21 protein-coding genes are annotated in these 25,356 nt (G+C 56.1%); 5 read left to right on the top strand and 16 right to left on the bottom strand.

Going from position 1 to position 25,356, the window contains the following annotated elements; genetic code table 11:
• Positions 1 to 261 precede the first annotated feature (261 nt).
• The gene (locus LOC70_RS17645) at positions 262 to 1,197 is read left to right on the top strand and encodes a GIY-YIG nuclease family protein (protein WP_230255306.1); all 936 of its coding nucleotides are present in this window, start codon (positions 262 to 264) and stop codon (positions 1,195 to 1,197) included.
• A 126-nt stretch (positions 1,198 to 1,323) separates the two neighbouring features.
• Entirely contained in the window at positions 1,324 to 2,013 is a 690-nt protein-coding gene (locus LOC70_RS17640) for a hypothetical protein (protein ID WP_230255305.1), read from the top strand.
• 55 nt (positions 2,014 to 2,068) lie between these two features.
• Here LOC70_RS17640 and LOC70_RS17635 read toward each other — a convergent pair whose 3' ends face one another.
• From LOC70_RS17635 to LOC70_RS17615, 5 genes are all read right to left on the bottom strand, one after another.
• Positions 2,069 to 2,884: an SDR family NAD(P)-dependent oxidoreductase gene (locus tag LOC70_RS17635; protein ID WP_230255304.1), complete on the bottom strand. Its 816-nt coding sequence runs from the start codon at positions 2,882 to 2,884 to the stop codon at positions 2,069 to 2,071.
• A gap of 2 nt (positions 2,885 to 2,886) precedes the next feature.
• Positions 2,887 to 4,263: a GTPase HflX gene (gene hflX / locus LOC70_RS17630; RefSeq protein WP_230255303.1), complete on the bottom strand. Its 1,377-nt coding sequence runs from the start codon at positions 4,261 to 4,263 to the stop codon at positions 2,887 to 2,889.
• Between the two features lie 158 nt (positions 4,264 to 4,421).
• A complete protein-coding gene (locus LOC70_RS17625) occupies positions 4,422 to 5,849 on the bottom strand; it encodes an excinuclease ABC subunit UvrC (protein WP_230255302.1) in 1,428 nt (475 codons plus the stop codon).
• Between the two features lie 162 nt (positions 5,850 to 6,011).
• Entirely contained in the window at positions 6,012 to 7,184 is a 1,173-nt protein-coding gene (locus LOC70_RS17620) for a hypothetical protein (protein WP_230255301.1), read from the bottom strand.
• Positions 7,185 to 7,207: 23 nt separating this feature from the next.
• Complete coding sequence (locus LOC70_RS17615; protein ID WP_230255300.1) at positions 7,208 to 7,780, bottom strand: hypothetical protein; 573 nt, start codon at positions 7,778 to 7,780, stop codon at positions 7,208 to 7,210.
• A 193-nt stretch (positions 7,781 to 7,973) separates the two neighbouring features.
• Between LOC70_RS17615 and LOC70_RS17610 the strand changes: the two genes are divergently transcribed.
• Positions 7,974 to 8,636 (top strand): hypothetical protein, encoded by a 663-nt coding sequence (locus tag LOC70_RS17610; RefSeq protein WP_230255299.1) that lies wholly within the window; start codon positions 7,974 to 7,976, stop codon positions 8,634 to 8,636.
• 17 nt (positions 8,637 to 8,653) lie between these two features.
• Here the strand turns inward: LOC70_RS17610 and LOC70_RS17605 are convergent, their stop codons facing one another.
• Positions 8,654 to 8,968, bottom strand: coding sequence for a carboxymuconolactone decarboxylase family protein (locus tag LOC70_RS17605; RefSeq protein ID WP_230255298.1), 315 nt, complete (start codon positions 8,966 to 8,968; stop codon positions 8,654 to 8,656).
• Positions 8,965 to 10,455 (bottom strand): uroporphyrinogen-III C-methyltransferase, encoded by a 1,491-nt coding sequence (gene cobA / locus LOC70_RS17600; protein WP_315857310.1) that lies wholly within the window; start codon positions 10,453 to 10,455, stop codon positions 8,965 to 8,967. Before cobA ends, LOC70_RS17605 begins: the two co-directional genes overlap by 4 nt.
• Before the next feature lie 207 nt (positions 10,456 to 10,662).
• On the opposite strand from cobA, the gene rpsT reads away from it, so the two are divergent.
• Complete coding sequence (rpsT, locus tag LOC70_RS17595) at positions 10,663 to 10,935, top strand: 30S ribosomal protein S20 (RefSeq protein WP_230255297.1); 273 nt, start codon at positions 10,663 to 10,665, stop codon at positions 10,933 to 10,935.
• A 135-nt stretch (positions 10,936 to 11,070) separates the two neighbouring features.
• Here rpsT and LOC70_RS17590 read toward each other — a convergent pair whose 3' ends face one another.
• The 9 genes from LOC70_RS17590 to LOC70_RS17550 form a co-directional block, all read right to left on the bottom strand.
• Positions 11,071 to 11,808 carry a VTT domain-containing protein gene (locus LOC70_RS17590; protein ID WP_230255296.1) on the bottom strand — a complete coding sequence of 246 codons (738 nt, stop codon included), beginning with the start codon at positions 11,806 to 11,808 and terminating at the stop codon, positions 11,071 to 11,073.
• A gap of 24 nt (positions 11,809 to 11,832) precedes the next feature.
• Positions 11,833 to 13,191, bottom strand: coding sequence for a DUF1552 domain-containing protein (locus LOC70_RS17585; protein ID WP_230255295.1), 1,359 nt, complete (start codon positions 13,189 to 13,191; stop codon positions 11,833 to 11,835).
• Positions 13,188 to 15,527 (bottom strand): DUF1592 domain-containing protein, encoded by a 2,340-nt coding sequence (locus LOC70_RS17580; RefSeq protein ID WP_230255294.1) that lies wholly within the window; start codon positions 15,525 to 15,527, stop codon positions 13,188 to 13,190. Before LOC70_RS17580 ends, LOC70_RS17585 begins: the two co-directional genes overlap by 4 nt.
• Positions 15,528 to 15,605: 78 nt before the next feature.
• Positions 15,606 to 16,517 (bottom strand): alpha/beta hydrolase, encoded by a 912-nt coding sequence (locus LOC70_RS17575; protein ID WP_230255293.1) that lies wholly within the window; start codon positions 16,515 to 16,517, stop codon positions 15,606 to 15,608.
• A gap of 209 nt (positions 16,518 to 16,726) precedes the next feature.
• Positions 16,727 to 17,218 (bottom strand): hypothetical protein, encoded by a 492-nt coding sequence (locus LOC70_RS17570; protein ID WP_390889081.1) that lies wholly within the window; start codon positions 17,216 to 17,218, stop codon positions 16,727 to 16,729.
• Positions 17,219 to 17,220: 2 nt separating this feature from the next.
• Positions 17,221 to 18,312: a hypothetical protein gene (locus LOC70_RS17565; protein WP_230255291.1), complete on the bottom strand. Its 1,092-nt coding sequence runs from the start codon at positions 18,310 to 18,312 to the stop codon at positions 17,221 to 17,223.
• A 93-nt stretch (positions 18,313 to 18,405) separates the two neighbouring features.
• Positions 18,406 to 18,684: a DNA-directed RNA polymerase subunit alpha C-terminal domain-containing protein gene (locus LOC70_RS17560; RefSeq protein WP_230255290.1), complete on the bottom strand. Its 279-nt coding sequence runs from the start codon at positions 18,682 to 18,684 to the stop codon at positions 18,406 to 18,408.
• Between the two features lie 151 nt (positions 18,685 to 18,835).
• On the bottom strand, positions 18,836 to 19,648 hold the full coding sequence (locus LOC70_RS17555) for a lipoate--protein ligase family protein (RefSeq protein WP_230255289.1): 813 nt from the start codon (positions 19,646 to 19,648) through the stop codon (positions 18,836 to 18,838).
• Complete coding sequence (locus tag LOC70_RS17550) at positions 19,629 to 23,276, bottom strand: FtsX-like permease family protein (RefSeq protein ID WP_230255288.1); 3,648 nt, start codon at positions 23,274 to 23,276, stop codon at positions 19,629 to 19,631. The genes LOC70_RS17555 and LOC70_RS17550 overlap by 20 nt, the downstream gene beginning before the upstream one ends.
• 11 nt (positions 23,277 to 23,287) lie before the next feature.
• Here LOC70_RS17550 and LOC70_RS17545 point away from each other — a divergent pair, with 11 nt between their 5' ends.
• Positions 23,288 to 25,351, top strand: a complete 2,064-nt coding sequence (locus LOC70_RS17545; protein WP_230255287.1) for a TolC family protein — start codon at positions 23,288 to 23,290, stop codon at positions 25,349 to 25,351.
• Positions 25,352 to 25,356: the final 5 nt, after the last annotated feature.

Here is a 25,356-nt window from a genome sequence, read left to right as displayed (position 1 = left end):
GCGAACTCCGTTTCCAATTGACGCTTCTCCAAGCCCTGGATTGACGCTCTTCAACGCTGGGGACTCAGAACCTGTGGGGTGGGCTGCGGCCTCATGCCGCGAACCAAATGCTAGATTCTTCGTCGGTATCGTCACCGGCGGTAGCTGGCAGGAATGCAAACGCCTGGTTTCGCGGGACGCAATGTGAGCGTCATGGTCCACAGCGGATGATTGTTAGAATCACCTCAACGCGTTTCTATTTCCCAATCGGATTCTTTTCACATGATCAGTCCATTGAAGGCCTACGTGCTGGCAACGCTGCTAGCGATGCCGATGCTCAAAGCCGTTTCGCAGGAGACAGCAGCGACTTCGACCGAGAGCCGATCAACCGGGAAACCACCCACAGTCTCGCCACATGTCGTCAAAACGATCGACCTAAGCTCAACCAAAATCCGCGAAGCCTTTCAAAATTCGCATGAGGGCTACAGCAGCGATGAATTGTTGATTCAGGATGAACTTCGAAGTGCTTTCCTTAAGGAACTGCAGATCGATCCGGAGCTCAGCTCTGATCGCCAAATGATCGCACTTCGGAAGTTGCTTCAACTACGCAAGAGTGGTCGGCTGGACGTGCCGACGACCAAACGTTCTCAGGTGCCCACCAATGAAATTCAAGCTGCCATTCCAACGGCCGAGATCGCGATTCGAACGGTATTGGATCGGCATGATGCGATGATCGATGATGTTCTTTGCAATCCCGTTTGGAGAAATGAACTGCAACGGGAAGCAGAGCGGTTGTCCAGCGACATTTCAGCGGAGACGGTTCGACGTGCCGTTTTGCGACTGAGGAAATCGCGACGGTTGAAACCGGAACTGGTGCTACGGGTCGCCGATTGGGACCGAACGGTTTCGACTTATCCAATGCAGGAATTGGACCTCGACTCGCTGCCCAATACACCGGGGGTTTACTTGTTCCGAGACCTCACAGGCTATCTGTACATCGGCGAAGCGGTTCGGTTGCGCGATCGCATCGGCGAACATCTTCGCGGCAGCCACAACGACGGCTTGGCTGGTGTGCTGAGTGGCAAAGGCTCCAATCCTGTCACGCTGGAGCTACACGCGTTCCCCGCCGATTCCCCCGCCAAAAGATTGACCGTTCGCCGGGCCTACGAGAGCGAGTTAATAAGAAGTCGCCAGCCCCGTTTCAATCTGCAACCCTGATCAAAGAGGCAAGTTTGTTCGGGTTGTAGGGGATGTGTCGATTGAGATGACCTGGCCGGAAACGCACGTTGCGTTTTTTGATTGAAATGCCGACCCGGTTGCAAAATGCGAACTAGGTTGGCGACTATGAAATCGCCCGACCCATTCTCGCTGTCCCTGCCCGCGATTGCTTTCGCGGTCGTGTTGCTTGCGTGCCCTTCCCATTTGTTCGCAATGGATTGGTTGACGCTGCCCAGCACCTACACGCATGACGTCGCAACGGGTCAACGAGTCACTCAATTCGCTCCAATTGAAACTCCCACCACGGCGGTCTCACAACCGCTTCGCACCGGTGGCTACACGCATTACCGCAGCACGCTTGCCTACGGCCAGTCTGCGGACAACTACCATCGCGTCGAAGAATGGGGTGATCCAGTCCGGCCCTACGGCGAGTGGCGTTTTCCCTATCGGCCTTACAGCACCCCCTATGCAAACTGGGGTCAGCCGTATGGTGGTCTGAACATTGGCGTGGGACCTGGATACGGTTGGAACCATCCGTTTTATCCAGGGCAGCCAAGTTATCCGGGGCAGCCGGGCCATCCCACCGGAACCAATCCGCCGGGCACCCCAGCACCACCACCCGGTCCACCCGGGTCAAGTACTGGTCCAGATTCTGGTTCAGGGTCGGGGTCAAGCCAGTGGCCGCATCCAGGCCATTGGCATCGACCGAATCCAGCAGCGGGAACAAACCAATTTGCCCCGTATCCGTCTGGTCGCGGAACGCCCTATCCGGTGGCTCCGTACTACGATGGGTACTATCCCAACTACGGCGACTGAATCGCGAAGCTGCGGTGAGTGATCTCTGGTCGTCGACTGAGGGTCATGACGAACGTCAGTCGCCACGCTTGGCAAGAATGCCATTCATCACCGGTGGCGAAACTCGATCGGCGTACACCAAAGCTTTTCCGCCCAAGCTAAGGATGACCTCGCTACGACCACGTTTGATCGCATCCAAGGTTGCGGCTGCCACTCGCGATGGTGGCCAACTGCCAATGCTCTTGGACTTCTGATTCGGGTCTGTGTCCACCAACGCGTCAAAAAATTCACTCTGCGTTGTACTTGGACTGACTAACGTCACTCCGATGCCATCGTGAATCAATTCGGCTCTCAGTGAATCATTCCAACCGTGCAAGGCAAACTTGCTAGCACAGTATTCACTCTTGTCCGGAACGGCTCGGTGGCCCAACACACTTCCGATGTTGCAAACCACCGAACGCTTTCCGCGTTCCGCAACACATCGCAATCGAGGCAGTGCGGCACGGGTCCATTCCACCGGAGCAAAAAAGTTCACCTCCATGACCTTTCGCATGCGTTCCGCCGAGGCCTTCGCGAAGGGACCGATGGCTCCGACACCGGCGTTGTTGACCAGCAAATCTAGCCCGCCGTTTCCTAATTCATCGGCTAGGCTCATCGCTTCGTCGCGTGTGCCAGCTTGCGTCACATCGCCCACCACCAAATGCACGCGATCGGGATGACCGCTGGTTTCCGCCAACTCCAACAATCGTTCGCGGCGACGTGCGACCACGATCACGTGCGAACGTTCGGCGACCAACAATCGCGTCAGCTCCCATCCGATCCCGCTGCTGGCACCAGTGACAATCGCGACGGAATCTTCAGGGCTCCATACCTGTTGAAAAGGCAGCGGCATTTCTAGGCCACGTCGCTAGATCGTTCCGCAGACTCATCGGCACCTTCAGCAGCGGATATTTCCGCATCATCGGACGCTGATTGCTTCCACATTTCAAGCGTCGTTGGTGTCACCTGAAGTGCTGAACGATGCACGGTTCCCATCGCGGCCGCGGGCATGCGAACTCGAACGGTGACGTGATCATTTCCAAATTCACGCGATTCGATTTTCCCGTTGGCAGACAGAAACGACAACAGTTTCCCGTCGTGATGAGCCACATCAATTTCCACGTCCAGGAATTCACGCGACAGGGCTTCGCCAACGGCTTGTGCCAACGGCAACAAACCGGAATTCGATTTCGCACTCACGGGAATGGCGTTGGGATAACGATCCAGCACCCGATTCAACACACGCGGGCTGGTGATCGCATCGATCTTGTTCAGCACAAGCAGCGTGTCCTTGGCTTCGATTTCAAGTTCTTCCAAAACCTGATAGACAGCGCTGATCTGCTCGAATACTTGCGGGCTGCTCGCATCCGCGACATGCAACAACAATTCCGCTTGCCGAGTCTCTTCCAAAGTCGATTTGAAACTGGCGACCAACGAGTGCGGCAGGTCTCGGATGAAACCGACCGTGTCACTCAGCAACACATGTCCCCAATCCGGCAGATGCCAACGACGCGTTCGCGTATCAAGCGTTGCGAACAGTTTGTCTTGCGCCATCACATCCGCCGCGGTCAGAGCGTTCATCAAAGTGCTCTTGCCCGCGTTGGTGTAACCCACCAGCGAAACGGTTGGCAGATCCGAACGAGCGGCGACTTGGCGTTCACGCCGAGCTTCCACACGGCTGAGTTCCGTCTTCAGGTCGTGAATTCGTTTCTGCGCCAATCGCCGGTCGACTTCCAATTGCTTTTCACCGGGCCCACGCATCCCCACGCCCATCGATTGACGAGAGAGGTGAGTCCACATGCGTTTCAATCGCGGCAGCGAATACTCGAGCTGGGCCAACTCGACCGCCAAGCGAGATTCGTGAGTGCGTGCTCCGGCGGCAAAGATATCTAGGATCAACTCCGTACGATCGATCACCTTCGCATTGGTTTTCTTTTCCAAGTTGCGAGTTTGCGCAGGTGTCAAATCGTTGTCGAAGATCACCACGTCCGCTTCATGACGCTCGACCATCAATCGCAACTCTTCCACTTTGCCTTTGCCAAGGTACGTGGAGTGATCAGGCGTCGATCGACGTTGAATCAGCTCATCGACCACCTGGGTTCCGGATGTGGTCGCCAACCCGTGCAACTCTTCCAAAGGATCTTCTTCGACCACGGTGTCCGGCAAAATCAAACGCGCCAAAATGCTGCGTTCGGGGGCATCGTCGTGCAGGGTGATGTGTTTATCTGACACGAGGGGGAAAGGACCTTTGGTTGAAGGTGAAACTCGAAGTGAAGTGTTTGCTCAGTCTAGGGCCGAACAGGCTTAGAACCATGTGGGCTCAGAAACATTTGGGGGTGTTGCCAAACACCATTTTACTCTCAGTACGGACCCATCGCACTTGGAAAGGTTCACCGCTGAAGGCTGGATTTACTACGTAAAATGTGGTGGTAATGTTGGGCAAAACGGTGAGATTCATCGCGAACGTACTGCAGCAACCGCAATGCAAACGCACTCTTGCTCAATCTTAGCGGTTCGGGATTGCCGGGCCGGAAAATTTCCTCGTCTCGTTTCGCCAGACTGATCACCGTCGGCGGCTGAATGTCTTGATCTCGAAACGCCGCCATCGCCGCGTTCAATTGGCCTTTGCCGCCGTCGATCAACAAGATGTCAGGAAACGCTTCTTGCCGATCCGAGAGCCCACGAAAACGTCGCGAGACGACTTCGTAGATGCTTCGAAAATCGTCGATGCCTTTGACTTCTTGAATGCGGAATCGTCGATACCCCGGTTTGAACGGCAGGCCGTCAATGAATTGGACGAGACTAGCAACCGTTTCGTTCCCACCCAAATGTGCGATGTCAACGCCTTCGATCACGCGTGGCGTTTCGGACAAACCGAGCACCTTTTTCAAACCCGCCAATCCCTTTTGCGGATCGATGTAGAAAACCTCCGGTTGAGCATGCGTGTCCAGTTCGCCGCGTTCTTCCAAGCGCTCGATCATCTGAATCTCATCACGCAGCACGGCGGCCCGTTCGAAGTCCAGCGATTGACTGGCCGCCTTCATCTCGTTCCGCATGTCACGCAGCAACTTGGTTTTTCCGCCATCCAAGAACGTTTGCAGACGTTTGATGTCTCGTCGATAGTCTTCTTTGCTGATTCGAAAATTGCAGGGTGCCGTGCATTGGTTGATGCTGGCCAATAGGCAAGGCCGGAACCATTGCCAACGTTCGTCGGATTCACTGATGTCCAGCGTACATGTTCGAAACTTAAAGATCCGCTGCATCACCTGGATCGCGCCACGCAGCGCACCGGCACTGGTGAAAGGGCCATAAAGCTTCACGCCCTTGGACTGTGGCTCTCGGGTGACTTCGACTCGAGGAAATTCATCTCGCGTCGTGATCATCAAATAAGGAAACGACTTGTCGTCCTTCAGCTCCTTGTTGTTCTTCGGCTGTATGTCCTTGATCAACCGAGACTCCATCAGCAGAGCGTCGACCTCGCTTTCGCACTCAACGAAATCGATGTCTGCAATGTCGCCGATCCAATCCGCCGTCCGAGCGTCCTCACTGGCGGCCTTCAGAAAGTAGCTGCCCGCGCGGGAACGAAGATTCTTGGCCTTGCCGACATAGATCACGACGCCGGCGGAGTCCTTCATCAGATAGACGCCGGGCGAGTTTGGAAACGACTTCACCTTGGTCGATGCATGATCGAATCCCAAGACGACATCGCCAGACGTCGCCTCAACGCTCAGCAACTCTGCGTCTTCCGCATTTTGCTCGCCGTTCTTTCCGGCCCCGTCGTCGGCATTCGCCGCCATTTCGTTTTCGCGGTCGCTCATGCGTCCCTATTCGAGCCCACCTGGATACTAATTTGCATATCGAATTGGACCGTGCAGATGCCAATTTGGCAACGACAAAGTCCGATCTGATTCAGGCGACCTAAAAGAGCGAATTTCGGGCCAACGTTGGTCGGAGACGGCTTCGCCAATCCGCTTTGGGCATCACTCGTACCGAATCCCACGCATTGGAGGCCCCGTGGGTGCATTGGCGGAATAGGCGGCGGCCGTCCCCGGCATACCAGGTGGACGAGTCCAGGGAGCCTCGGAGGCGGGGACAATCGGCCCCATCGTCGCGGAGCTGTATCCGGTGACGGGCCCCCCAGCCGCGATGTTGCCTCCGCTAGCAAACCCGTTCACCGATGTCATGCCTGCCATCTCCACCAAGTTCACTTTTGTCGTGGTCGTGGTTGGCATGGTGAACAGTTCTGGATCACCCGATAGCAATTGATTCACCGTGTACGACGCGACTTCCAATTGCATTGCCAAAGGAGGCCCGGCTGCTGGGAACAACTCCACCTTCACGCGGTGCGGCAGCACCACATTGACGGTCTCATTGAACCGGTGATCCGATGCAATGCTCTTGGCAACTTGCCGGCCATCCGGCGAATAGAGAAAGACATTGGTGACGTATCCGCCCGAAGGTTCGATAAACAACACGCGTTGATAAACGCCTGACGGTGTGGGGGAGGAAGTACGAACTTCAATCAGTCCGTCGCTTCGAATCACGGGGCCACTCAGCACCGTCGCCGGGTCCAAACGAGCCAAACCAATGGCTTCGATCAGCCAAGAAGGATCGACCGGCAAGATTGCTCGGTTCAATTGACGCGAATACTGGTCGTGATTGGCGTAGTACAAGGTCTGAGTCATGTTGTCCGGCACTTCGAACCAAAACTCGTTTTCGTTGCTGCCAAGATCAATGCCGGCTCCCATGATGATCGGCACGCTGGCCTTCATGCGAAAACGTTTTTCACGTTGCAGATTGACGGTGGCGTTCAACTTCGGCACGGCGGGCATCGACAACACATCCACCTTGGCGGAATTGGTCGACAGTTGTTGAACCGCGTCGGTCCGATTGACGGCCGCTGCCAACTCTTGCAAGTTCGGCGTCGCGTTCAGCACCACAGGTGGCGCCGCGAAAGGAACATTCGACACGGTCCGCACACATCCGTTGGCCAAACCCAGGCTCACCAAAATCAAAAAGCCAAGGCAGCATGAACGGATCGATGCCCAGGTAGCCAACTGCTTCTTTGTCGCCATGCGATTTGGCGACCACCGCTTCACGCGAACGGCTGAAGATGCGTTTGGCGAGATCGCCTGGGCAGCAAGAGCATTCATGAGCATTCCGTTCTCATTCGGTTTCATTCTGGAACGTCGTCGACATCGCGATAAATCAGGTCGATCAATTCGTCTTGCAATCGCGATGCCTCGGAACTGGCGATCGCAACGACCTCCACTTCCATGGTCGATTGATCCACGTTGGACTGCAGCAACATCACTTCGCGAGGCGGCGAATTGCCGGCGGTCGCTTCGTTGGTCGACTTCAATTCCTGATCGGATTGCGGTGCCCCCATCGGCGAACCGGATGTGGGCGGGTCGACGGTCTTTAAATGCCGTTTTCGAAGCAGCAACAATGCGAGCAAGAATCGACTTTTGGCTGCCGCGGGTTGCTCCGCCATGGATCGCAACAACTCCACCAGCACTTCGGGAGGTGCAATTTCGCGTTTCTTCTCTTCGGCTCGAGGAACGCGATTCTTCCACCAACCAATCGCATCTTCTGGGGGCCCGGTCCATGCATCCGCGGCGATGTCGACTCGTTTGAAGTCCTCATCGGCCTCGGTGACCACGGAGTAATAAACCTCGCCTGGTTCCAGCGGGCGATCGCCAACGCTGCACCTTCTCGTGGTTCGGTTGATTTTGTATTCACCAATCATGGGTCGACCGTAACAAAGCCAAACGTGCTACCGAAAGACAATTTCCCACGCGAGGGCTGATCTTGCGACCGACAGCGGAAATTGCGTAGTTGCAAAGTTCGCATCGCCGTCGCGGTTGTCGTGACCTATTGATTGTCTGCGACTGGAGAACGCTGTCGGTTTTGCACGGAAGTCTCCCACGAAAAGACACATCATGAGCCCCGATTCCCATTTCCGACCGCCAGCATCACTGGGACCGCCAACGCCCCCCGCGAAATCGGTTTCCGACCACGCTGCCGAGCAACGCGGCGAAGAGACCTCCAATTCGCGCCAACAACACACGTCCACCGTCGTTGTCGCCGATGCGAAACCGTTGTCGCTGCTGGCGACCGCCGGTGTGCTTCATCACGAAGGCATGCGTTGCATTTGTGCGCGAGGAATCGAAGCGGTCTTGAAGGCATTTCATTTGGCTCCCGTCGAATTAGGAAACATGGATGACTCGGTTCAAAATCGGGTCGACGAGAAACACGAGATTCCCGGTGAATATGGACCACCGTCGAGTCACCAAGGATCCGAAATTGATCTGCTCGTTTGGGATGTGGGCGATGCCCCGATGGAAGCACTCGCTACCATCGAACACATTCGCAACACGCATCCCTTTCAGCAACTTCCCGTGGTGCTTTTGGCGGAGTCGAAGTGGGCGGGCCTGGAAAAAAAGACTGAACTGGCTTCCGCGCCAACGCACTGCTTATTCAAGCCGATCGATCCAAAATCCCTGATCACCATCGCTCAACACCTTCTGTGGATGCCATCCCTGCAAGCCACCCACCGCCAGCGCGGCACGCGTCCCAATCGTCCAGGCTGGGTCACACTCTAGCGATGGATCCAACCACGTCACTTCTCTTTCGGAGTGACCACATCCTCGACCCACGACTTGGCTCGCATCATGGTCGGAAAGCCGATCGTTGGGGCCGATAACATCGCGACGTGCCTGAGGTCGTCGGGCGAGCAACCGGCTTCCATCGCTTTGCGACAATGCGAATGGGCGGCGCCCTCCAGGCCCGCTCCCAACGAGATCGCCAATTTCACCAAAGCGATTTCACGTTCGCTGAGCGGACCGCACTCACGAGCAGCCTTGCCGAGATCTTCGTAGGCACGCATGAACTCAGGATGATCGGCATGCATTTGGCGATAGCGTTTCGGGATCATGTTGCTTCCACTTCGAGAATGGCTTGAACCAAAGACTCCATTGTCGCCGATTGAGCAACCGCGTCGACACGCCATCCCAATTCGCGAACGGTTTCGGCTGTCAGCGGACTAATCACGGCAACCTTGCAGCTCGGCAGCTCATCACCAAACCACCGATGAACATTTCGGGCGGTTGCGGGGCTGGTCAACGTGATCCAATCCAACGACTGGTCCTTCAGCTTCGCCAGAGTCCCTTCGTCCATCGCCGTCACATCGCGATTTTGATAGGCAACAATTTCGCGAACCGTTGTTCCTAAGTCTCGCAAACCGTTTGCAATGACGTCGCGTCCACGCTGCGTTCGAACGACCAAAGTCTTGCTCGGCAGAGGATTCAGCGACGACAGGGTTTCGAGCAACGCGTCCGCATCGAAGACATCCGGCACCCAGTCCGCTCGCATGTGATACTTCGCCAACGCCGCGGCGGTCGCTTCACCAACCACCGCGATCTTGGCTCCGGCCAAACATCGCAAATCCTGACCGCGTACCAGCAATCGATCTAAAAAGAACTGCACGCCATTTCGACTGGTGAAGACCAACGAATCAAACGTGGGCAATTGATCGATGGCGTCATCCACATCGGACCAATCATCCGGTGGCGAAATTTCAATCGCTGGCTGGACTACGACGTTGGCCCCCAGCTCCGATAGCGAAGCGACCAAACCATCCGCTTGATCTTTGGGTCGCGTGACCAAGATCGACTTTCCAGATAGCGGCCGACGACTGAACCAGTCCATCGAATCCGACAGCCCCGTCACATCGCCAACGATGGTGATCACCGGGGGCCGGAACTTGCTGGCGGGAGTTAGATGTCCGGCGACCTCGGCCAGTCGGCACTGGATCTTTTGCTGGTCCGGCAAACTACATCGCCGCAAAATGGCGCATGGTGTCGCGGGATCCTTGCCGGCTGACAACAAAGCATCGGTCCATTGCTTCACTGTGGTCACACCCATGTAAATGACCAAGGTGCCGGGGAATCGAGCCAACGCCGGCCAATCCAAATCAGATTCGGTCTTCCCTGGTTCCTCATGCCCCGTCACCAACGCCACAGCCGACGCGATTCCTCGGTGAGTGATGGGGATCCCGGCAAAGGATCCCGCGGCGAGTGCGGCGGTGATTCCAGGAACGATCTCGAACGGAATGCCTTCGGCTTTGAGAGCGTTCACCTCTTCGCTGGTACGGGCGAAAACGGCGGGGTCGCCGCCTTTCAAACGCACCACGCGTTTCCCGGCTTTGGCGTGCCGGATCGTTTCGTCAATGATCTCTTGTTGCTTCCAAATCCGCGTCTGACCGTGCTTCCCGACGCAGGTGTGTTCCGCCTGGGGTGCGTGAACCAACATTTCCGCATTGCTCAGCCCGTCGTAAAGAACCACGTCACATTCCTGCAGGCACTGCTGTCCACGCAGCGTGAGTAATCCCGGATGTCCGGGTCCGGCCCCCACCAGGGCCACATATCCCGGGGTTCTTTCAGTTGGAAGTGATTCAGAAGTCAACGAAATCAGGCTTTCTGGCGATAAAAACGTGCGGAAAACATGATTATGGATCTTCTCCGTTGACCTGGACAGTCGGCTGATCGGACGTCATACTCCTCGATTCCAAATTTTGACCCATTCGAACCATTCCCTATCACAGCGTGTCCGCCGGACACTCCGAGCGAAATGCCAAACACCCAAAGCGCCGCGAAACGTCTGCGTCAGAACGAAAAACGCCGTTTGTTGAACCGTGCCACTCGTAGCAACATGCGAACCGCGATTCGTCGTGTTCGCGACGCCGTTGCCAACAACGATTTGGAAACTGCGAAGGACGCATTCCAGGCCGCCCAAAAGAAATTGGACCGTGCCGCTGCGAAGAACTTGATCCACAAAAACGCCGCCGCTCGCACCAAGAGCCGCTTGAACACCCTGATCAAGAACGCCGCTCAAGCTGCCTGAGTTTGCTGAAGTCCCGGATCACGCTCGATCCGCGGGACCTCGCACCGGCAACTAGCGTGAAGCAAACGCCCCAACCGAAAGGTCCTGAATCACTCAGGACCTTTTTTCGATGCGCGGTCAGAGCCTAACAAGCTTCTACACCGCCTCTTTGGCGACCGCCAACCTTTGCGAGCGATGCAGCCAAATTTGCCGCGGCACCCAAACGGACAGAACCACCGCCGCAAGCACCGATAGAATCAATCCCGCCCAGCGTGTGACCCACGGCCCGTCACTGACGGTCACCGCTTCTTTGGCCATCGCACCACACTGAACCCACAACCACTGAGGAACCGTGGCCAGCAGCGCGGCGAACAGATAGGGCACTTGGCGTGATCGCGAGGCCCCCATCGAATAGCTGATGATGGTCGTTGGAACGGGTGACAATCGCACCAAAAGATGCAATCCCAACCCAGCATCGCGAGCGATCGATTGAATTTCGCAAAGGGTCTCTTTCCAACGTTTTCCTTCACCGGCGTTTGCGTCAATCGAGTCCGATCCCGCATCCGGCAAACTCTCGGCGTCAACGGAGTGGTTGGGTCTCGTCTCCGCCAGCGACCATCGTCCCAGCTGATAATTCAGCCAAGCGGAAACGAACGCGGTCGCCGTCAGCGTGGGTGCGCCGACCCAGAAACCCAACACGGACCCGGCCGCGATCGAAACCAAGGTCTTGGGCACAAACAAGCACATTGCCAAAGTGCCCACCAGCACAAATGCGGGCGGCCCTGCCTCGCGGACGGATGCCATGGTCTGGTTCGCCCACACCACTCCTTGTCCGCTGATCAACCCAGCGATCCCAATTGCGATCAGGACCAATGGCAGCGTTCGCCTTGCCATCCATAACGCTTGTTGCAACGCAGGTCACCCCAATCCTTGCAAGACGCCCTGACTGTCGCCGAATCGTTCCGCGTCAGCTCCCATCTGCTTCATCATCCAAACGTAAAGATTACAAAGCGGCGTTCCGTTCGTGTACCGAACATGACGGCCTGAATGGATCCGTCCGCCACCTTTCCCCGCCAACAGGATCGGCAAGTCATCGTGATTGTGCCGGTCACCGTCGCTGATTCCGCTGCCATACACAATCATGCAATGGTCCAACAAAGAACCGTTGCCTTCCCGAATCAGTTTCAATCGCCCCAACAGGTAATTGAACCGTTCCGCATGAAAGGCATTGATCTTGGCAATCTCGGCTTGCTTGTGCTCGCTTTTTCCATGGTGAGACAACTCGTGGTGACCTTCGTTGACACCAATTTCTTTGTAAGCCCGATTGCTACCCGCGTTAGTGAACATGAACGACAAGATCCGCGTGCTATCGGTTTGATAGGCAAGTGCCACCATGTCCATCATCAAATCGCTGTGCTGAGCCAACTCACGAGGCACACCGCTGGGACGTGGATAGTCAGGAACACCTTCCTCATTCAGCCCCAACTTTTCCGAGCCGTCCAAACGCTTTTCGACATCCCGAATGGCATACAAGTACTCATCCAATTTGCGTCGATCGACGATCGGCAAATGTGCGTGCAACCGTTTCGCGTCCTCAGCCACAAAGTCCAGAATGCTCTTTCGGTACTTTTCGCGTTCGCTCTTGGCCCGGCGAGTTTCCTTTACGGTTTGCCCCGCGAATAAACGATCGAATAACGCACGCGGATCCGTTTCTTTTGCCATGGGATTGGTCGGCCCTCGCCACGACATGTTGGACGCATAAGCGCAACTGTAACCACTGTCACAATTGCCGGCTTGGCTGCTCGCTTCCAATCCCAACTCCAACGAAGCGAATCGTGTGCGGTCGCCGACATACTGAGCCGTCGCCTGATCCACCGAAATTCCATTTTGGATATCCGCCCCGTTGGTCTTTCTCGGATGAGCCCCCGTCAGAAACGCGGCCACACTGCGGGCATGGTCTCCACCACCGTCCCCGTGGGCTCGCGCGCCGTCCAAGGTCAACCCAGACAGCACCGAGATATCCTCGCGATGATCAGCTAACTTTTCGAGCGTCGGCGTCAAATCAAAATTGGCACCTTCTTTCCCGGGTGTCCATGCGGGCATGTGCATTCCGTTGGGCACATAGAAGAACCCCATCCGCAAAGGCGGTGAACCATCCGATGAGGTCGCCGCCAACAGACGACTGGGACTCATGGCATCCAACCAAGGCAGCGCAATCGCGGTTCCGGCGCCTCGCAAGACGGTTCGACGCGAAAGAGTTTTGGGTGATTGACTCATGGTTCCCGGTACCCCTGTTTTTGAAACGGATCGCTTTCGATGATAGCGGCAATCAGATAGGCAAACTTGTAATCATGCGATTGGACCTCCGCCATGATCTTGTCCAACGCACACTTGTCGTAGTATTCCGTGCCTCGACCCAATGCGTAGATCAACATCTTCTCTGCAACGCAGCGCACAAACTGATCATTGCGCTGCGTCGCGAGCAGCTCCCGCAGACCGTCGATGCCGTGGAACGTCGTCCCATCTGGCATCGCCCCGCTGGCATCAATCAAATCGCGACCGTCTTTGGTTCGCCAACGTCCCACCGCATCAAAATTCTCCAGCGCAAACCCCAACGGATCCATCATGTTGTGACACGCCGCGCAGGCTGGATTGGAACGGTGTTGTTCCATTCGCTCACGCAATGAACCAACCAGCGGACCTTTTTCCAGTTCCGGTATATTTGGCGGCGCGGGAGGCGGTGGCGTGTTCAACAAATTGTCGAGAATCCATTTGCCTCGTTTGACGGGACTCGTTCGCGTTGGATTGCTGGTCACCGTCAACACGCTCGCGTGCGTCAGCAAACCGCCACGTGAAGTCCCACGCAGCGAGACTTTTCGAAACTCGTTTCCACGGACCCCGTCGATTCCATAAAAACGGGCCAACGGTTCATTCAGATAGGTGAAGTCCGCCTGCAACAGCTCGGTCACCGGAAAGTTGTTACGCATCACTTCCGAAAAAAACATCAACGTTTCGATTCGCATGGCATCGCGAACTTCATCATCGAACCCGCGATAGATTTTTGTGTCAGGTTGCACGATGTCTAAATTGCGAAGTTGCAACCACTGCGATGCAAAGTTGTTCACAAAACGGCTGGCCTTCGGACTCTTGATCATTCGTCCGACCTTTTCGAGCAACACTCGCCGGTCACGCAACTTTCCTTGATGAGCCAATTTCAATAGCTCGTCATCTGGCATGCTGCTCCATAGGAAGTACGAAATTCGAGTTGCCAATTCGTATTGATTGATCATCGGCATCACGCCGTCGTCACTCGGCTCACGCGGTCGCTCCACTCGGAACAGAAAGTAAGGCGAAACCAGCACCGCCTGCATCGCAACCTGCATGCTTTCTTCGAACGTTCCGCCATTCTCATGCACAGATTCTGCGAGTTCGACCAACCGCTGCATTTCGGATCGGCCAACGGGTCGCCGATAGGCACGACTCGCAAATCTACCGAGGACCGCCGCAGCAGAATTTCGAAATTCATTCGCATTCCCGGGCGTGTCAAACAACAAGACCTTGTGCGACGTTGGCAGATCGGAAGAGGGGACGAACGTGCTTCGCAGCTCCTCGCCTTCCACACGAACATGGTGCAGATGCAAGTTCCGATCGATCTGATCTTTCACGTAGTAATCGTTCAAGAACGAGATATCGACTGTGCGTTTGCCTTTCCCCAAACGGAACGCCACCGTCTTTTCGGTTGGATCGCTCTCAGGAATCTCCAGAGGAATCGTGCGACGGCCCGATGCGACCTCTGCCCGCACGGGTTCGTCACCGCCCTGATCCCCATGCACCGTCAAGATGATTTTGTAGGTCCCTGTGAATGGTGCGTCGAACTGCAACGACACAGTCCCATTGGACGCCATGGCCAAACTGGATCCACCGCGAAACTTGTCCGCACCGATCAATGACGCCGCGTCGCGATCAACCTCGAATAACGCCGGTGGTGGCGGTGTGAAAATCGCTTCGCCCATGATGGCTTCCGCCGCGTCCAAATACTTCTCCATCAGCAATGGCGGCAACGACAAAACGTCGCCGATGTTGTCAAAGCCATAGCCAACATCGTCGCCGGGGAAATCATTCGCGGGCGAGTAGTCCACACCAACCAAGTCACGAATCGTGTTGCGATACTCGGCTCGGTTCAATCGACGCAGTGCCACCTTGCCCGCGTTGGGATTTTGAACGCAGTCAATCGCGTTGGCTAATTCATCGATGAGGTCAATCATCCGAGTGCGACTGGAAGGCTCCATCACTTCCCCATCGGCGGGCGGCATCGTGCCCAACCGAACCTGCGCCAAAGCCCGCATCCACTGGTCGCGGTGCTTGATCAAATCACCTGCCGTCGAGTGAGCCTCCAAAGCCACTCCACCCTCGCCGTCGTCGACGCCGTGACAGTCATAGCAATAGGCACGAAGCAGCGGTTGCAATTGCTCACGAAACGTCACCTCCGCCGCGAATTCATCGGCTCGAATGTTGTTTTCGGGCGATGTCAACGCGGTGATCGCGATCGCGAGAAAGACACAATTCAAGCGTGAAGTCAGAGAAATGTTTCGGAAGCAGGGAATCGAATTCATCCCCTCATTTTAACAAGCCGATTTGTTCGCACCCAACAAAACACAACGCAAATAACACGCCCATCGGGGGTGGGGTGGCTAGCGAGGCTTTCCCAAACCGCGAATCATTAACCAATCGGTTGCACGGTCAACCCAGGTGGAAATCACCGAGCCCTTTTGCTCGCGGAGCCCGTATCCATGCCCACCATTTTGATAAACGTGCAATTCAGAAGGCACGCCGGCATTCTTCAGTTCGATGTACAGGAGCGCAGTCCCGACCGCGGATGACGCGTCGTCATGCGTGTGGACCAAAAACGCCGGCGAAGCGGATTCCGTGACGTTGATCTCACTGAGCAACTGCTTACCCGATGAATCCAAAATCTTCCATGGATAGATCAACATCGAAAAATCAGGATGGATCGATTCAGCATCGATCTCATCCACAGATTCGTAGAATGGCTGGTCCGCCGTATGAACAATCGCACCAACCTGCCCGCCGGCAGACAGAGCCAACAACCCGACGCGGCTCGGATCCAACTGCCATCGTGATGCCTGGCGACGAATCAGTCGAAGTGCACGTTGCGTGTCTTGAGCTGGCCGTTTCCAAGAAGGTTCGCCGGACTCACGATTCTCATTGGTTCGATACTTCAACACGAACACGCTGATCCCGAGCCGGTTCAAAAAGGGTGCCAACTCCGAACCTTCCTTGTCTGGAACGACCTTCCCGAATCCACCGCCCGGCAAGACAACCACTGCCGTTCCGTTGGGCTCCGAAGCGGGAAACACATCCAAGGTGGGACGACGAATATCCACCAACCGAGTGACTTGCGGCTTCTCGCTTTCGCGAAAGGGAAGTGGCTCGCCAACGTCACGCGAATCTTCCCCCGGTGCTAGGTCCGGCCAAACGCCGAGCGTCTCCGCTGGCTTAGGTTGTTCTTGAGCGAGCACCTCGCCACCGCCAATGGACAAAGCGACGAACCCCACCGACCAACAAACCCGAGCGAACGACATGACAGATTCAAACCAGATGAGACTCGTTTCAGTTCCACCGATTGATTTCAATGCGGCGAAAACGTGTGAATAGGCACACAGTTTACACCACCATCACCAAGCCACGGGTTGAGGGAAACCTTGGTCACAACGGATCGCACCGGCAAGAAACAGCGATGTCGCGTCAAACGTCACAAAGGCCCGTCACAAAGGCCCACTACCAAGACGCATCACACTCGGGGGCGTCGCCCTCGGAATCGGGAGATCACAGACGGTAGCTTCGCCGCAAAGGATTGCTTGGCAGGGCGATCAGGTCGCTGAGTGAGCTCGACGACGTCGGTGGTGGATTCGCTCTTCGTTTCGGGCTGGTGTGCCACCAAGTAAAACGGTTGCTCGGCAACGATCTCTCGTCCATCGGCCAGGAAAACTCGCACGCGAATTTTCCATTGGATCTGCAAGAGGTGCCCTTGATAACTCAAAGGCGATGCGGGCAGCGTGCAATTGATTTCCTGCCGTTCGGTCAGTTCGATTTGCTGCAAGTCCGAACGGTCATAGCGTTGGAAGTAATGAACCCCCAGGTCCTCGTCGCCCTTGCCCTCGGTATGCCATAGCACGGACAGCTCCACACTCTGAAGCTCTTCCCAGTCGATCCGGCTGATGCGCCAACCGGCTTTCAAAGACGACCCTGCCGCGTAGAAGCCATCGTCACGGCAGACCGCCACATTCACCGCGGGCTGTCGGGAGGCGACATGAGCGGGGGATGGACGAGCAGTGGAAAACTTCGGCAGAACGATGGCCACGGACGGGACTCTCCTGAAACGAGCAGTCGCCAGCGGACAACGTTGTTCGTCGCTGCGAACGAATGCATCACGTTGTCGGGCAACTCGAAGGTCAATTGTTGCTCCCAGGGCCCCCGAGGGTCAACACGCACCGACTTTTCCTTGACTAATTCTTGCCGCATTGCGACGTGATGATCGCTACGAACATCCGTTCCCTGGCGAAAAAACGACTCTTCCTCGCAAACCAGCTCAATTTTCAACCATTTCAGCCGCATCTTGCCCATTTGCGAGACAAACAGCTCGTACTGGCCGCCGGGCTGCAACGGGTGGTCACTGATCTCGACGACCGTCGCCCCCACGCCAGCGATTTGCCGAACTTGTTTCAAGAACACTCGCAGTGACCAAACCGCCACGCATGAAAAGGGCACCATCAACATCGCCAGGATGGGCCGCGGCATGTCGTACCACCAACCGGAAACCACCACGGCGAGCAGCACCAAACACAAACTGTTCCAACCCAACGCCAAAGCCGCGGTCCCGAACAAGCTCATTCGTCCCGTGGAAACAGACGCCAGCCGATATGCCAGACGCTCACCCGGACTTTCGTTGAGCATTTGCCGTTTGGGGACGGTGGGTAATTCAGGAAAGTCCTGTAACTCCCAATCGGCGTCTCGCCCTCGCAGGCTTTCTTCGGCGATGGAATCGCGACCCGCCAGAGACCGCGTTTCATCAATGGCTCGCTTCTTTCCAGCCGACAGTCGTTCTTGGCTGAACCCCAGATGCAACAACCGATACGCCAAACCCGTGACGCCAGAAGCAATCGAAGCAACGGAAACGATGGCGACGACCCAGCGTCCCCACTGATTGCCGCCCTGAGTCAGATTGGATTCCAACTCCAGAACACGCCGTGCCTCTTCCGGCAAATTGAGGTTGATGTGCGGCATCATGAAAGACGACACCACCACCAATGCCAACACAAACACGCCCAGCAAAATCAGCCCCAAGTAAAAGGCCAATTCCCCCAGAACGCCACGCATTGCCCCCGTTCGCGAACGGCGTCCCCTCTTTTTGCTCCAGGGACGCAAGAACGTTCTCGACCAGGATCGTCTCACGTAAGACTGCCGATACGATTAGTTGTCGGTCGACACAGGCTGACGCCCGGGACGATAGAAACCGAGTTGCTCCAACGCATCGTAAACTTCTTCCAAAGTCTTCTCGCCGAAGTTACTGATCTTCAGCAAACGACGCGGCGTTGCATTGAGCAAATCGCGGACGGTCAAAATGCCGGTCTCTTCTAAACAGTTCGTCGTGCGAACGGTCAGACCCATCTCCGCAATGCTCAGATCGAGACGCTCGCGGCGTAGTCGGGCTTCTTCCTCAGCCTTGCTCAGTGGAATGCGAGTCTTCATGAGAATCCTTTCACGAAAGGGTGCAACAGCAACAAAAAATTGAGCGGATCGTCTCGTAAAGATAACCGATTGCAACGCCCTGGCAATGGCAACGCCCGGCAAACTGAAACAGTCTTTCCACAGAGAATCCGCCCCGCTTGCTTACCTATTTTCAACGTCGCACGTGCCACTGTGGATCCGAGTATCTGGTTTGCAACAACTCGTTGGCAACGTTTTCAACTGAGTGCTCCACACTGTGATCCCCTCGCGTATCGGCCGCGAATTGTTGTGCCAGATCCTGAGTCCACCGGCCAATGTCCAACTCAATGTTGCCAACAAAATCGCGGTGGTCTCGCTTGGCCCGATACTCGGGTTGCCGTGGTGCGTATTCCAAGCAAGTTTGAATCAAATCCAAATCGGCTCCCATGAGCAACGTGCCGTGGTAGAGCAGGTGATGCCGTGCCACTCGCAAACTATTCCCTGAAAACTTGCGATTCTGATACGTCAGATCACAAATGCCTTGCCGCTCCGCTTCTGGCAATTGTTTTCTGACCGCCGCCAACACGCGAGTCATCACGTAGTCGTGCGCGACATCGACTTTGCGGATGGAAGTTTCGTCGAGCAAACGAAGCACGACGCTGTACATCCAACACCCGGGACCTCCGACGACCGAGGCACCACCGGTGCAACGTCTCAGCACTGGCACTTCGTTCTGCTGACACCAACTCCGGTTGACTTCTTCATCGATTTTGGAGCTTCGCCCCAAGACAACCGTCGGACGCTCAAAGCTCCAAACCCTCAGTGTCTCCGTCTCCAACCCAGTGTCGCTGTCTTCCGCAACCACTTGATCCGCCCACTGCAGCATCGCTTCATCCCGAGCCAGTTGCCTTTTAGCTAGCAGATCGCTGGCTGCCTGATTGGCACTCTCTGTGGGTTCACTGATCCGCGGTCGGTCTCCGGCTTGATCAAACGTCAGCAACTGCATTCTCGGCTCTCAACGATTCCACCAACGGTAGCGTCAAGACTTTCCGAACAGCCACCAATCCGGCCAGGGTCCCAAACGCGAAGATCACGATCAAGATGCCAAGTGGCTCAAGAATCGGCATTTGGGTTCCCGACAGCCAAGCGTAAGGCAACACGGCCAACAGAGCCGTGACCGCTCCGCAACCGATCCCAAGTGCCAACAAAAAAGTGTTCTCGCCCAAAACCAACGCGGCCAACCGCTGGCGCGAGAACCCAACCGCTCGCATCACGGCCAGTTCTCCGCGACGTTCCAGCACGCTCCGCAGTTGGGCGACGGCCAACCCAATGGTCCCCAGCAACAACCCCAACGCCCCTAAACTTTGAAAGGTTCGAAGGTAGGTGTTTTGAACCGCCAGCAATCCTTCCAACACTCGATCAGCGCGTTGCACATCCATCCCAGCATCCACCAACCGAGACTCCAAGACTTCGCTGACCTGATCGATCGTCTCGATGTCCTGAGCATCGTTCATTGTGGAAACAGTGTCAGCATTCTGCTGATCGCCGCCAATTGCGAACAAGAAATATTGATAGCCTGTCGAACGAGGGAACACGTTTTCAAATGCCTGCTCGCCGACGATCAACTTGCCCTGTAGCACGGACCCAGCTAGCAAGCCCACCACGCGGAAATGAATCGGATCGGCGTCGTAGGTGAACGCTTTCACTTCACCAATCCCGCTGCGCATCTGCAGACTCCACATAGCGGTGTTCTGGTCGATCACAACGGGCACCGGGTCATCAGCCGTTCCGGATGCGGGAACGTCCAACATCTGCCACGTCGCCTCGGCCGTTTCGCCAGCCATCCCGGCCCAACCAAAACCGTCGAGCGAATCGTCGGGCGACAATCCAATCACCGTCGGACGCATGGCTTGGTAAAGGTTGTTGCAACTCGCGTCATCGCCACTCTTCATTCGAAACGGAACGACCCGAACGGCTGCTTCCGCGAGCAGATCCGCATCACGCCCAAGCAACTCCGACCGAATGTCTTCGGCACGCAAATCTTGGTGCAAGGGCTGTGCGGTCTGGCCAATCAAATCGAATCCGCCGGTTCCCTCTCGTGTGGGCGACAATCGAAACACACTGATGGAAAGAATCAAGAAAGCCGCCGTCGCCACCAAACCAATCGCCAGTGTGCTTCGCAAAGGGCTGCGTCTTGCATTCGCCGCAGCCAACCCGTTCAACGTGCGACTGGCCAAATTGACCTCGCCGGCGTTTGTCTCTGACGTCGATGCGGTTCGCTTGCGACGGATGAATTGGTGCACACCGATCAACATCGCAATCAACAACAACATGCCCGCGGCAACGAATCCACCCGCCGCTTGTTGACCGCCTCCCATCGCTCCCGCAATGGCAGCGACCACAGCCAATATCACCAACGCCCAAGCAATCATCTGGACTCGGCTTCCGGTGCCATTTGTCGACGGTTTGACGCGTTTACCCATTGCCGATGTGGTATCGGTGATTCGCCCTCCCACCAACGATGATGGGTTGAGCTTGAGCAAGAAACGCAACGTCCAAACAGCGGTCATCATGCAGACCAACCATCCCAACACGCCGCCCAGCCCAATGGAAAGCGGCGTGGCATGGAATTGCAAAAAGGGAACCGTCACCGCACCCACCCACCATGAGCGGAGCGCCCACAACACACCCCAAGCGTAGGCAACGCCACCCAAAATTCCCAACAGAGTTCCGATCGCAGCGGTCACCGCGGTTTCGCTCAGTGCCAATCGCATCACACGTCCGGGAGTGAAACCGATCGCGAGCAAAGTTCCGAATTCACTCAAGCGTTGCAGCACGCCCAAACGCAGCAACAACGCAATCAACATCACCGCCGCAAGAATCACAAAGAACGACAACGCCAGGAACAATCCATCAAACGGTGTCGTTCCTTTCGACGCAGCGAGTTGCTCGGCTTGGATCAACCGAGGTGTCCATCCCAGTTCCGCTTGAACCGTTCGCGTCGCTTCCAAGATGTCGGCACGCAGCCCGGGCATATCGCTCGCAAGCTTTGGATCCAGACGCAAACCTGTCGTCTCCCCGAAACGACTTCCGAATTGCTTTTGCCCCACCGCCAACGGAACGAACGCTTTGGGCGTTAGCCGTTGTTCATTCCAATACTGGTCATCCTCTCGATCGATGTCTCGTTCCAATTGAAAGGGCAGATCCCAATCACCAATGGAGGCCTGGTCAGTCACACCAGGAACATCAGGTGTCAAGTTTGGATCGTTGTAAGGAGTGATTGATTCATCAAACACCGCTTCTCGATTTCGCCGGTATGGCTTCGACGGGATGGTCACAGGAACCACCTGGGTGATCGTTGCATCAAACGAACGTTCCACCTCACGACCGTTTTCGACTTCTGGTTCATAGAAGAACACTCGAACGGAATCGCCTGGTTTGGCCCCCAAACGATCCGCCGTCCAATCGTTGATGACGATCGGCACGCGATCCTCGTCGCCGCTGGATTCACTGGACATTGATGCCACATCTTTGATGGAGTAGTCCAGTGCCAGCGTCGGTCCTGAATCCAATGCTGACAACGTGCTGTAGGGCACCGAGTGATGCTGGTCATTCACCAGGACTTCGCCCGATTCCGGATCAATGAATTCGATGGCATTCGCCAGATAGGTCATGATGGGCGTGACGGTATCTCTTGGCAGCACGTTTTGGATGGAACGCACGGCATCCGTCGGCAACAACAGGTTCTCGCTTGTCAAAGACAGGTAGTGGATCACCGGCTGGCCATCAGCATTCTCACCTCGCTCAATGGTTTGCAGGTTCCATCCCAAAGCCTCCAGCGACCAATCCACCGATTCCGCATCAAGTTTTCGCGAATCCAAAATTGCGTTGGCCTGGCCTTCTCGGTCCAGGACCTCGGCAATCACCTCTCGAGATGCAAACACGGTCTTGGGTGCGGCTTGATTGGGCGACAGTGAGAACCGTCCCAATCCGGCGTCCGCCACGATGGCCGCGACTTTCATCCGAGGCAAACCCTCGCTTTGAATTTCACGACGTCCCAGGGGACTGTCCGCGGGCACTGCTCCTTCGACCGGCAATCGCAGCGTGACTTGGTCACCAACCGCGACTCGCAATTCATCCGCCGCGGCCTGGTTCAACACCACGCTTTGATCACCTGGCGAAGCCTCCGGCCGGATTCCGGTGACATCCAAGTCCCAAAACGCATCCTCGATTCCAAGGATCTGAACGCCACCGATCCGTCGCTGCCTGTTGTCTGAATCGACCTCCGCTTCCACGCTTCCACCTGGAAACAGGATCACCGGCGTGGAGGTGAACGCACCTGGATTCGCTTCCGAATCTTCATTGGCTGAAACGGTGATGGTCTGCCCATCCAAAGTCACTTGATCAATCGGAAAGAACGCCCCCGGTGAGACAATCGATTCGATCCGCCCCAACCGTTCCACCGTCAATGACCGCAGGCTTCCTCGCATGGAGTCGCCCACCAGCAACGCTCCGGTGATCACCGCGGTCGCTGTTGCAACACCGAGAGCAACCGCCAACGTCACAGCTTGACGGTGTCGAAGCGTCGAAACAACCAACGATCCCATCGAGACGGAACGAGCCGAGGATTCCATGAATTTCCTTGATGAAAGGGGTACCAACGATCGTGACGGATGAACCTGCCCAGGACGTCAATGTGCCTTCCCGAGAACCACCCGACGATAAAGATCGATGTGCGTCGTTTCCGTCCACGCTCAAGTTTGTCGACTTCGCCACCGTCTGTCCACGCATGCCCAAATCCAGGCCCGCCTGTCACGACCGAGCACCGCGTCGAATCATCGACGCTGGGGAATTCGTGCTATCGGCCTTGATCGTGACGTTGATTTTCTTGGCACTGGGATGCAGATCCAAGCCCGTCCTCGATTCGGCCGCGGGTTCGACAGCAGCGTCGAGCGTGATTGGAACAGAAAACCTTTCCGCCGCTTCGCTGGGCACTCCCGTCGCCCAAAAATCATTTCACAACCCTGCGTCGGGAAAACGAGACACACAGCGATTGCTTGAATTGGTTTCCGCTCAAACCAAATCGTTCAGTGACGACCTACCTGCGCCACAGACCCTCGCTACATCTGGCGTCCAACACGCTTTGAAGGACGGGACGGACCAAGCATGGGACCTCACGGAAGCGGTAATGGTCGAGGTGGCTCTTCAAAACAGCTCCGTCATTCGCTCGCTCGGCGTTCGCGTGCTGTCATCGCCGCAATCCGTGAGCACTGACTTGGACCCTTCGATCCAAGCCACCGATCCCCAGTTCGGTCCACAAGCAGCTTTGGCTGCTTTCGATAGCCAACTCAATGCATCGTTGACCACTCAAAACAACGACCGCGTTTTCAACAATGCGACTCTCGGCGGGCAAGTCCAAGAATTGGTCCAAGACTACGCCCAATTCGAATCGGGATGGCGCAAAAGAACAACACTCGGCACCCAGTGGGACGTTCGTTCGCTGCATCTGTACGACAGCAACAACCGTGCTGGCAACTCTTTTCCCAGCTACTGGGAAACGCAGCTTGAGATGGGAGTCCGCCAACCATTGATGCGAGGCGCGGGTCGATCTTTCAATCTCATTGCTGGGCCGGACGCTCGCCCCGGCCTGAATTTCTCCAATGGAATTTGGATCGCCAGGATCAATCACCAGATCAGCCAATCCGACTTTGAGATTCAGTTGCGTGATTACTTTCTGGAACTCTACACGGCGTACTGGCAACTTCACCGGCTCTATCAATCCCACGACAGCATTCGTGAAGCACGAGACGTTGCCTATCAAATCTGGCAAACCGTTCAATCAAAAAAGCAAACTGGCTTGTTGGGTGGCGAGGCATACAAGGAAGCGCAAACGCGATCTCAGTACCTTCGCTATCAGCGTGAACTGGACTTGGCTTTGCACGGCAGTGTCAACGAACCGGGAATCCTGCAAGCCGAACGAGCCCTGCGTCGTTTGATGGGTTTGCCGATGTCGGACGGCCGTCGTCTACGTCCCGCAGATCTGGCCACCAATGCTCCATTCGCATTTCCATTGGACGAGAGCACGTCTCGCGCGATGCAACATCGAACCGAACTGAAACGTCAACGGCTGGAGGTTCAACAACGCAACTTGGAAGTCATCGCAGCCAAGAACTTCTTGCTGCCACAACTGGACATGATCGGCCGGGCGAGAATCCGTGGTTTCGGCGATCACCTCACCGGTGAAGGCCCTCGTTTCGCTAGTGCCGCTGACGACTTCTTCTCACTGGACCACACCGAATGGGAATTTGGTGTCGAGATGGGTGTCTCACCGCTACGTCGCCAAGCCAAAGCGGGCGTACGAAATGCAATGCTGCAACTGCAACGCGAACGCACCATCCTGGAAGAACAGCAACACGCGGTCGTCTACGAAGTTCACGACGCCATCTCAAACGTTGCATCGAGCTACAACGCTCTGCAGCACTCCATTGCTCGCGCGAAGGCAAACGATGAACGTCTTGCATCTTCGCGAGCTCTGTACGATGCGGGAAAGATCCAGCTTGAATTCTTGGTGGACGCGGCCGAACAACGTTTGCAGGCTCAGCGACAACTTCATTTGGACCAATCCAACTACAGCGTGTCGCTCGTCCAAGTTAGCCGGGCGATGGGCACGTTGCTGCGAGACATCGGTGTTCACTCCCATTGCGAGTGACGTTC

This window comes from Rhodopirellula halodulae (genome assembly GCF_020966775.1).
Taxonomy (GTDB): Bacteria; Planctomycetota; Planctomycetia; order Pirellulales; family Pirellulaceae; genus Rhodopirellula; species Rhodopirellula halodulae.
Note: the sequence above shows the minus strand (reverse complement) of the source record. Positions and strands in the feature narration are given on the sequence as shown.

Excerpts from the sequence above, each read along its gene's own strand:
- LOC70_RS17645 (WP_230255306.1), top strand. The coding sequence starts at position 262 with ATGATCAGTCCATTGAAGGCCTACGTGCTGGCAACGCTGCTAGCGATG.
- LOC70_RS17640 (WP_230255305.1), top strand. The coding sequence starts at position 1,324 with ATGAAATCGCCCGACCCATTCTCGCTGTCCCTGCCCGCGATTGCTTTC.
- LOC70_RS17635 (WP_230255304.1), bottom strand. The coding sequence starts at position 2,884 with ATGCCGCTGCCTTTTCAACAGGTATGGAGCCCTGAAGATTCCGTCGCG.
- LOC70_RS17625 (WP_230255302.1), bottom strand. The coding sequence starts at position 5,849 with ATGAGCGACCGCGAAAACGAAATGGCGGCGAATGCCGACGACGGGGCC.
- LOC70_RS17620 (WP_230255301.1), bottom strand. The coding sequence starts at position 7,184 with ATGAATGCTCTTGCTGCCCAGGCGATCTCGCCAAACGCATCTTCAGCC.
- LOC70_RS17615 (WP_230255300.1), bottom strand. The coding sequence starts at position 7,780 with ATGATTGGTGAATACAAAATCAACCGAACCACGAGAAGGTGCAGCGTT.
- LOC70_RS17610 (WP_230255299.1), top strand. The coding sequence starts at position 7,974 with ATGAGCCCCGATTCCCATTTCCGACCGCCAGCATCACTGGGACCGCCA.
- LOC70_RS17605 (WP_230255298.1), bottom strand. The coding sequence starts at position 8,968 with ATGATCCCGAAACGCTATCGCCAAATGCATGCCGATCATCCTGAGTTC.
- rpsT (WP_230255297.1), top strand. The coding sequence starts at position 10,663 with ATGCCAAACACCCAAAGCGCCGCGAAACGTCTGCGTCAGAACGAAAAA.
- LOC70_RS17590 (WP_230255296.1), bottom strand. The coding sequence starts at position 11,808 with ATGGCAAGGCGAACGCTGCCATTGGTCCTGATCGCAATTGGGATCGCT.
- LOC70_RS17585 (WP_230255295.1), bottom strand. The coding sequence starts at position 13,191 with ATGAGTCAATCACCCAAAACTCTTTCGCGTCGAACCGTCTTGCGAGGC.
- LOC70_RS17580 (WP_230255294.1), bottom strand. The coding sequence starts at position 15,527 with ATGAATTCGATTCCCTGCTTCCGAAACATTTCTCTGACTTCACGCTTG.
- LOC70_RS17575 (WP_230255293.1), bottom strand. The coding sequence starts at position 16,517 with ATGTCGTTCGCTCGGGTTTGTTGGTCGGTGGGGTTCGTCGCTTTGTCC.
- LOC70_RS17565 (WP_230255291.1), bottom strand. The coding sequence starts at position 18,312 with ATGCGTGGCGTTCTGGGGGAATTGGCCTTTTACTTGGGGCTGATTTTG.
- LOC70_RS17560 (WP_230255290.1), bottom strand. The coding sequence starts at position 18,684 with ATGAAGACTCGCATTCCACTGAGCAAGGCTGAGGAAGAAGCCCGACTA.
- LOC70_RS17555 (WP_230255289.1), bottom strand. The coding sequence starts at position 19,648 with ATGCAGTTGCTGACGTTTGATCAAGCCGGAGACCGACCGCGGATCAGT.
- LOC70_RS17550 (WP_230255288.1), bottom strand. The coding sequence starts at position 23,276 with ATGGAATCCTCGGCTCGTTCCGTCTCGATGGGATCGTTGGTTGTTTCG.
- LOC70_RS17545 (WP_230255287.1), top strand. The coding sequence starts at position 23,288 with ATGAAAGGGGTACCAACGATCGTGACGGATGAACCTGCCCAGGACGTC.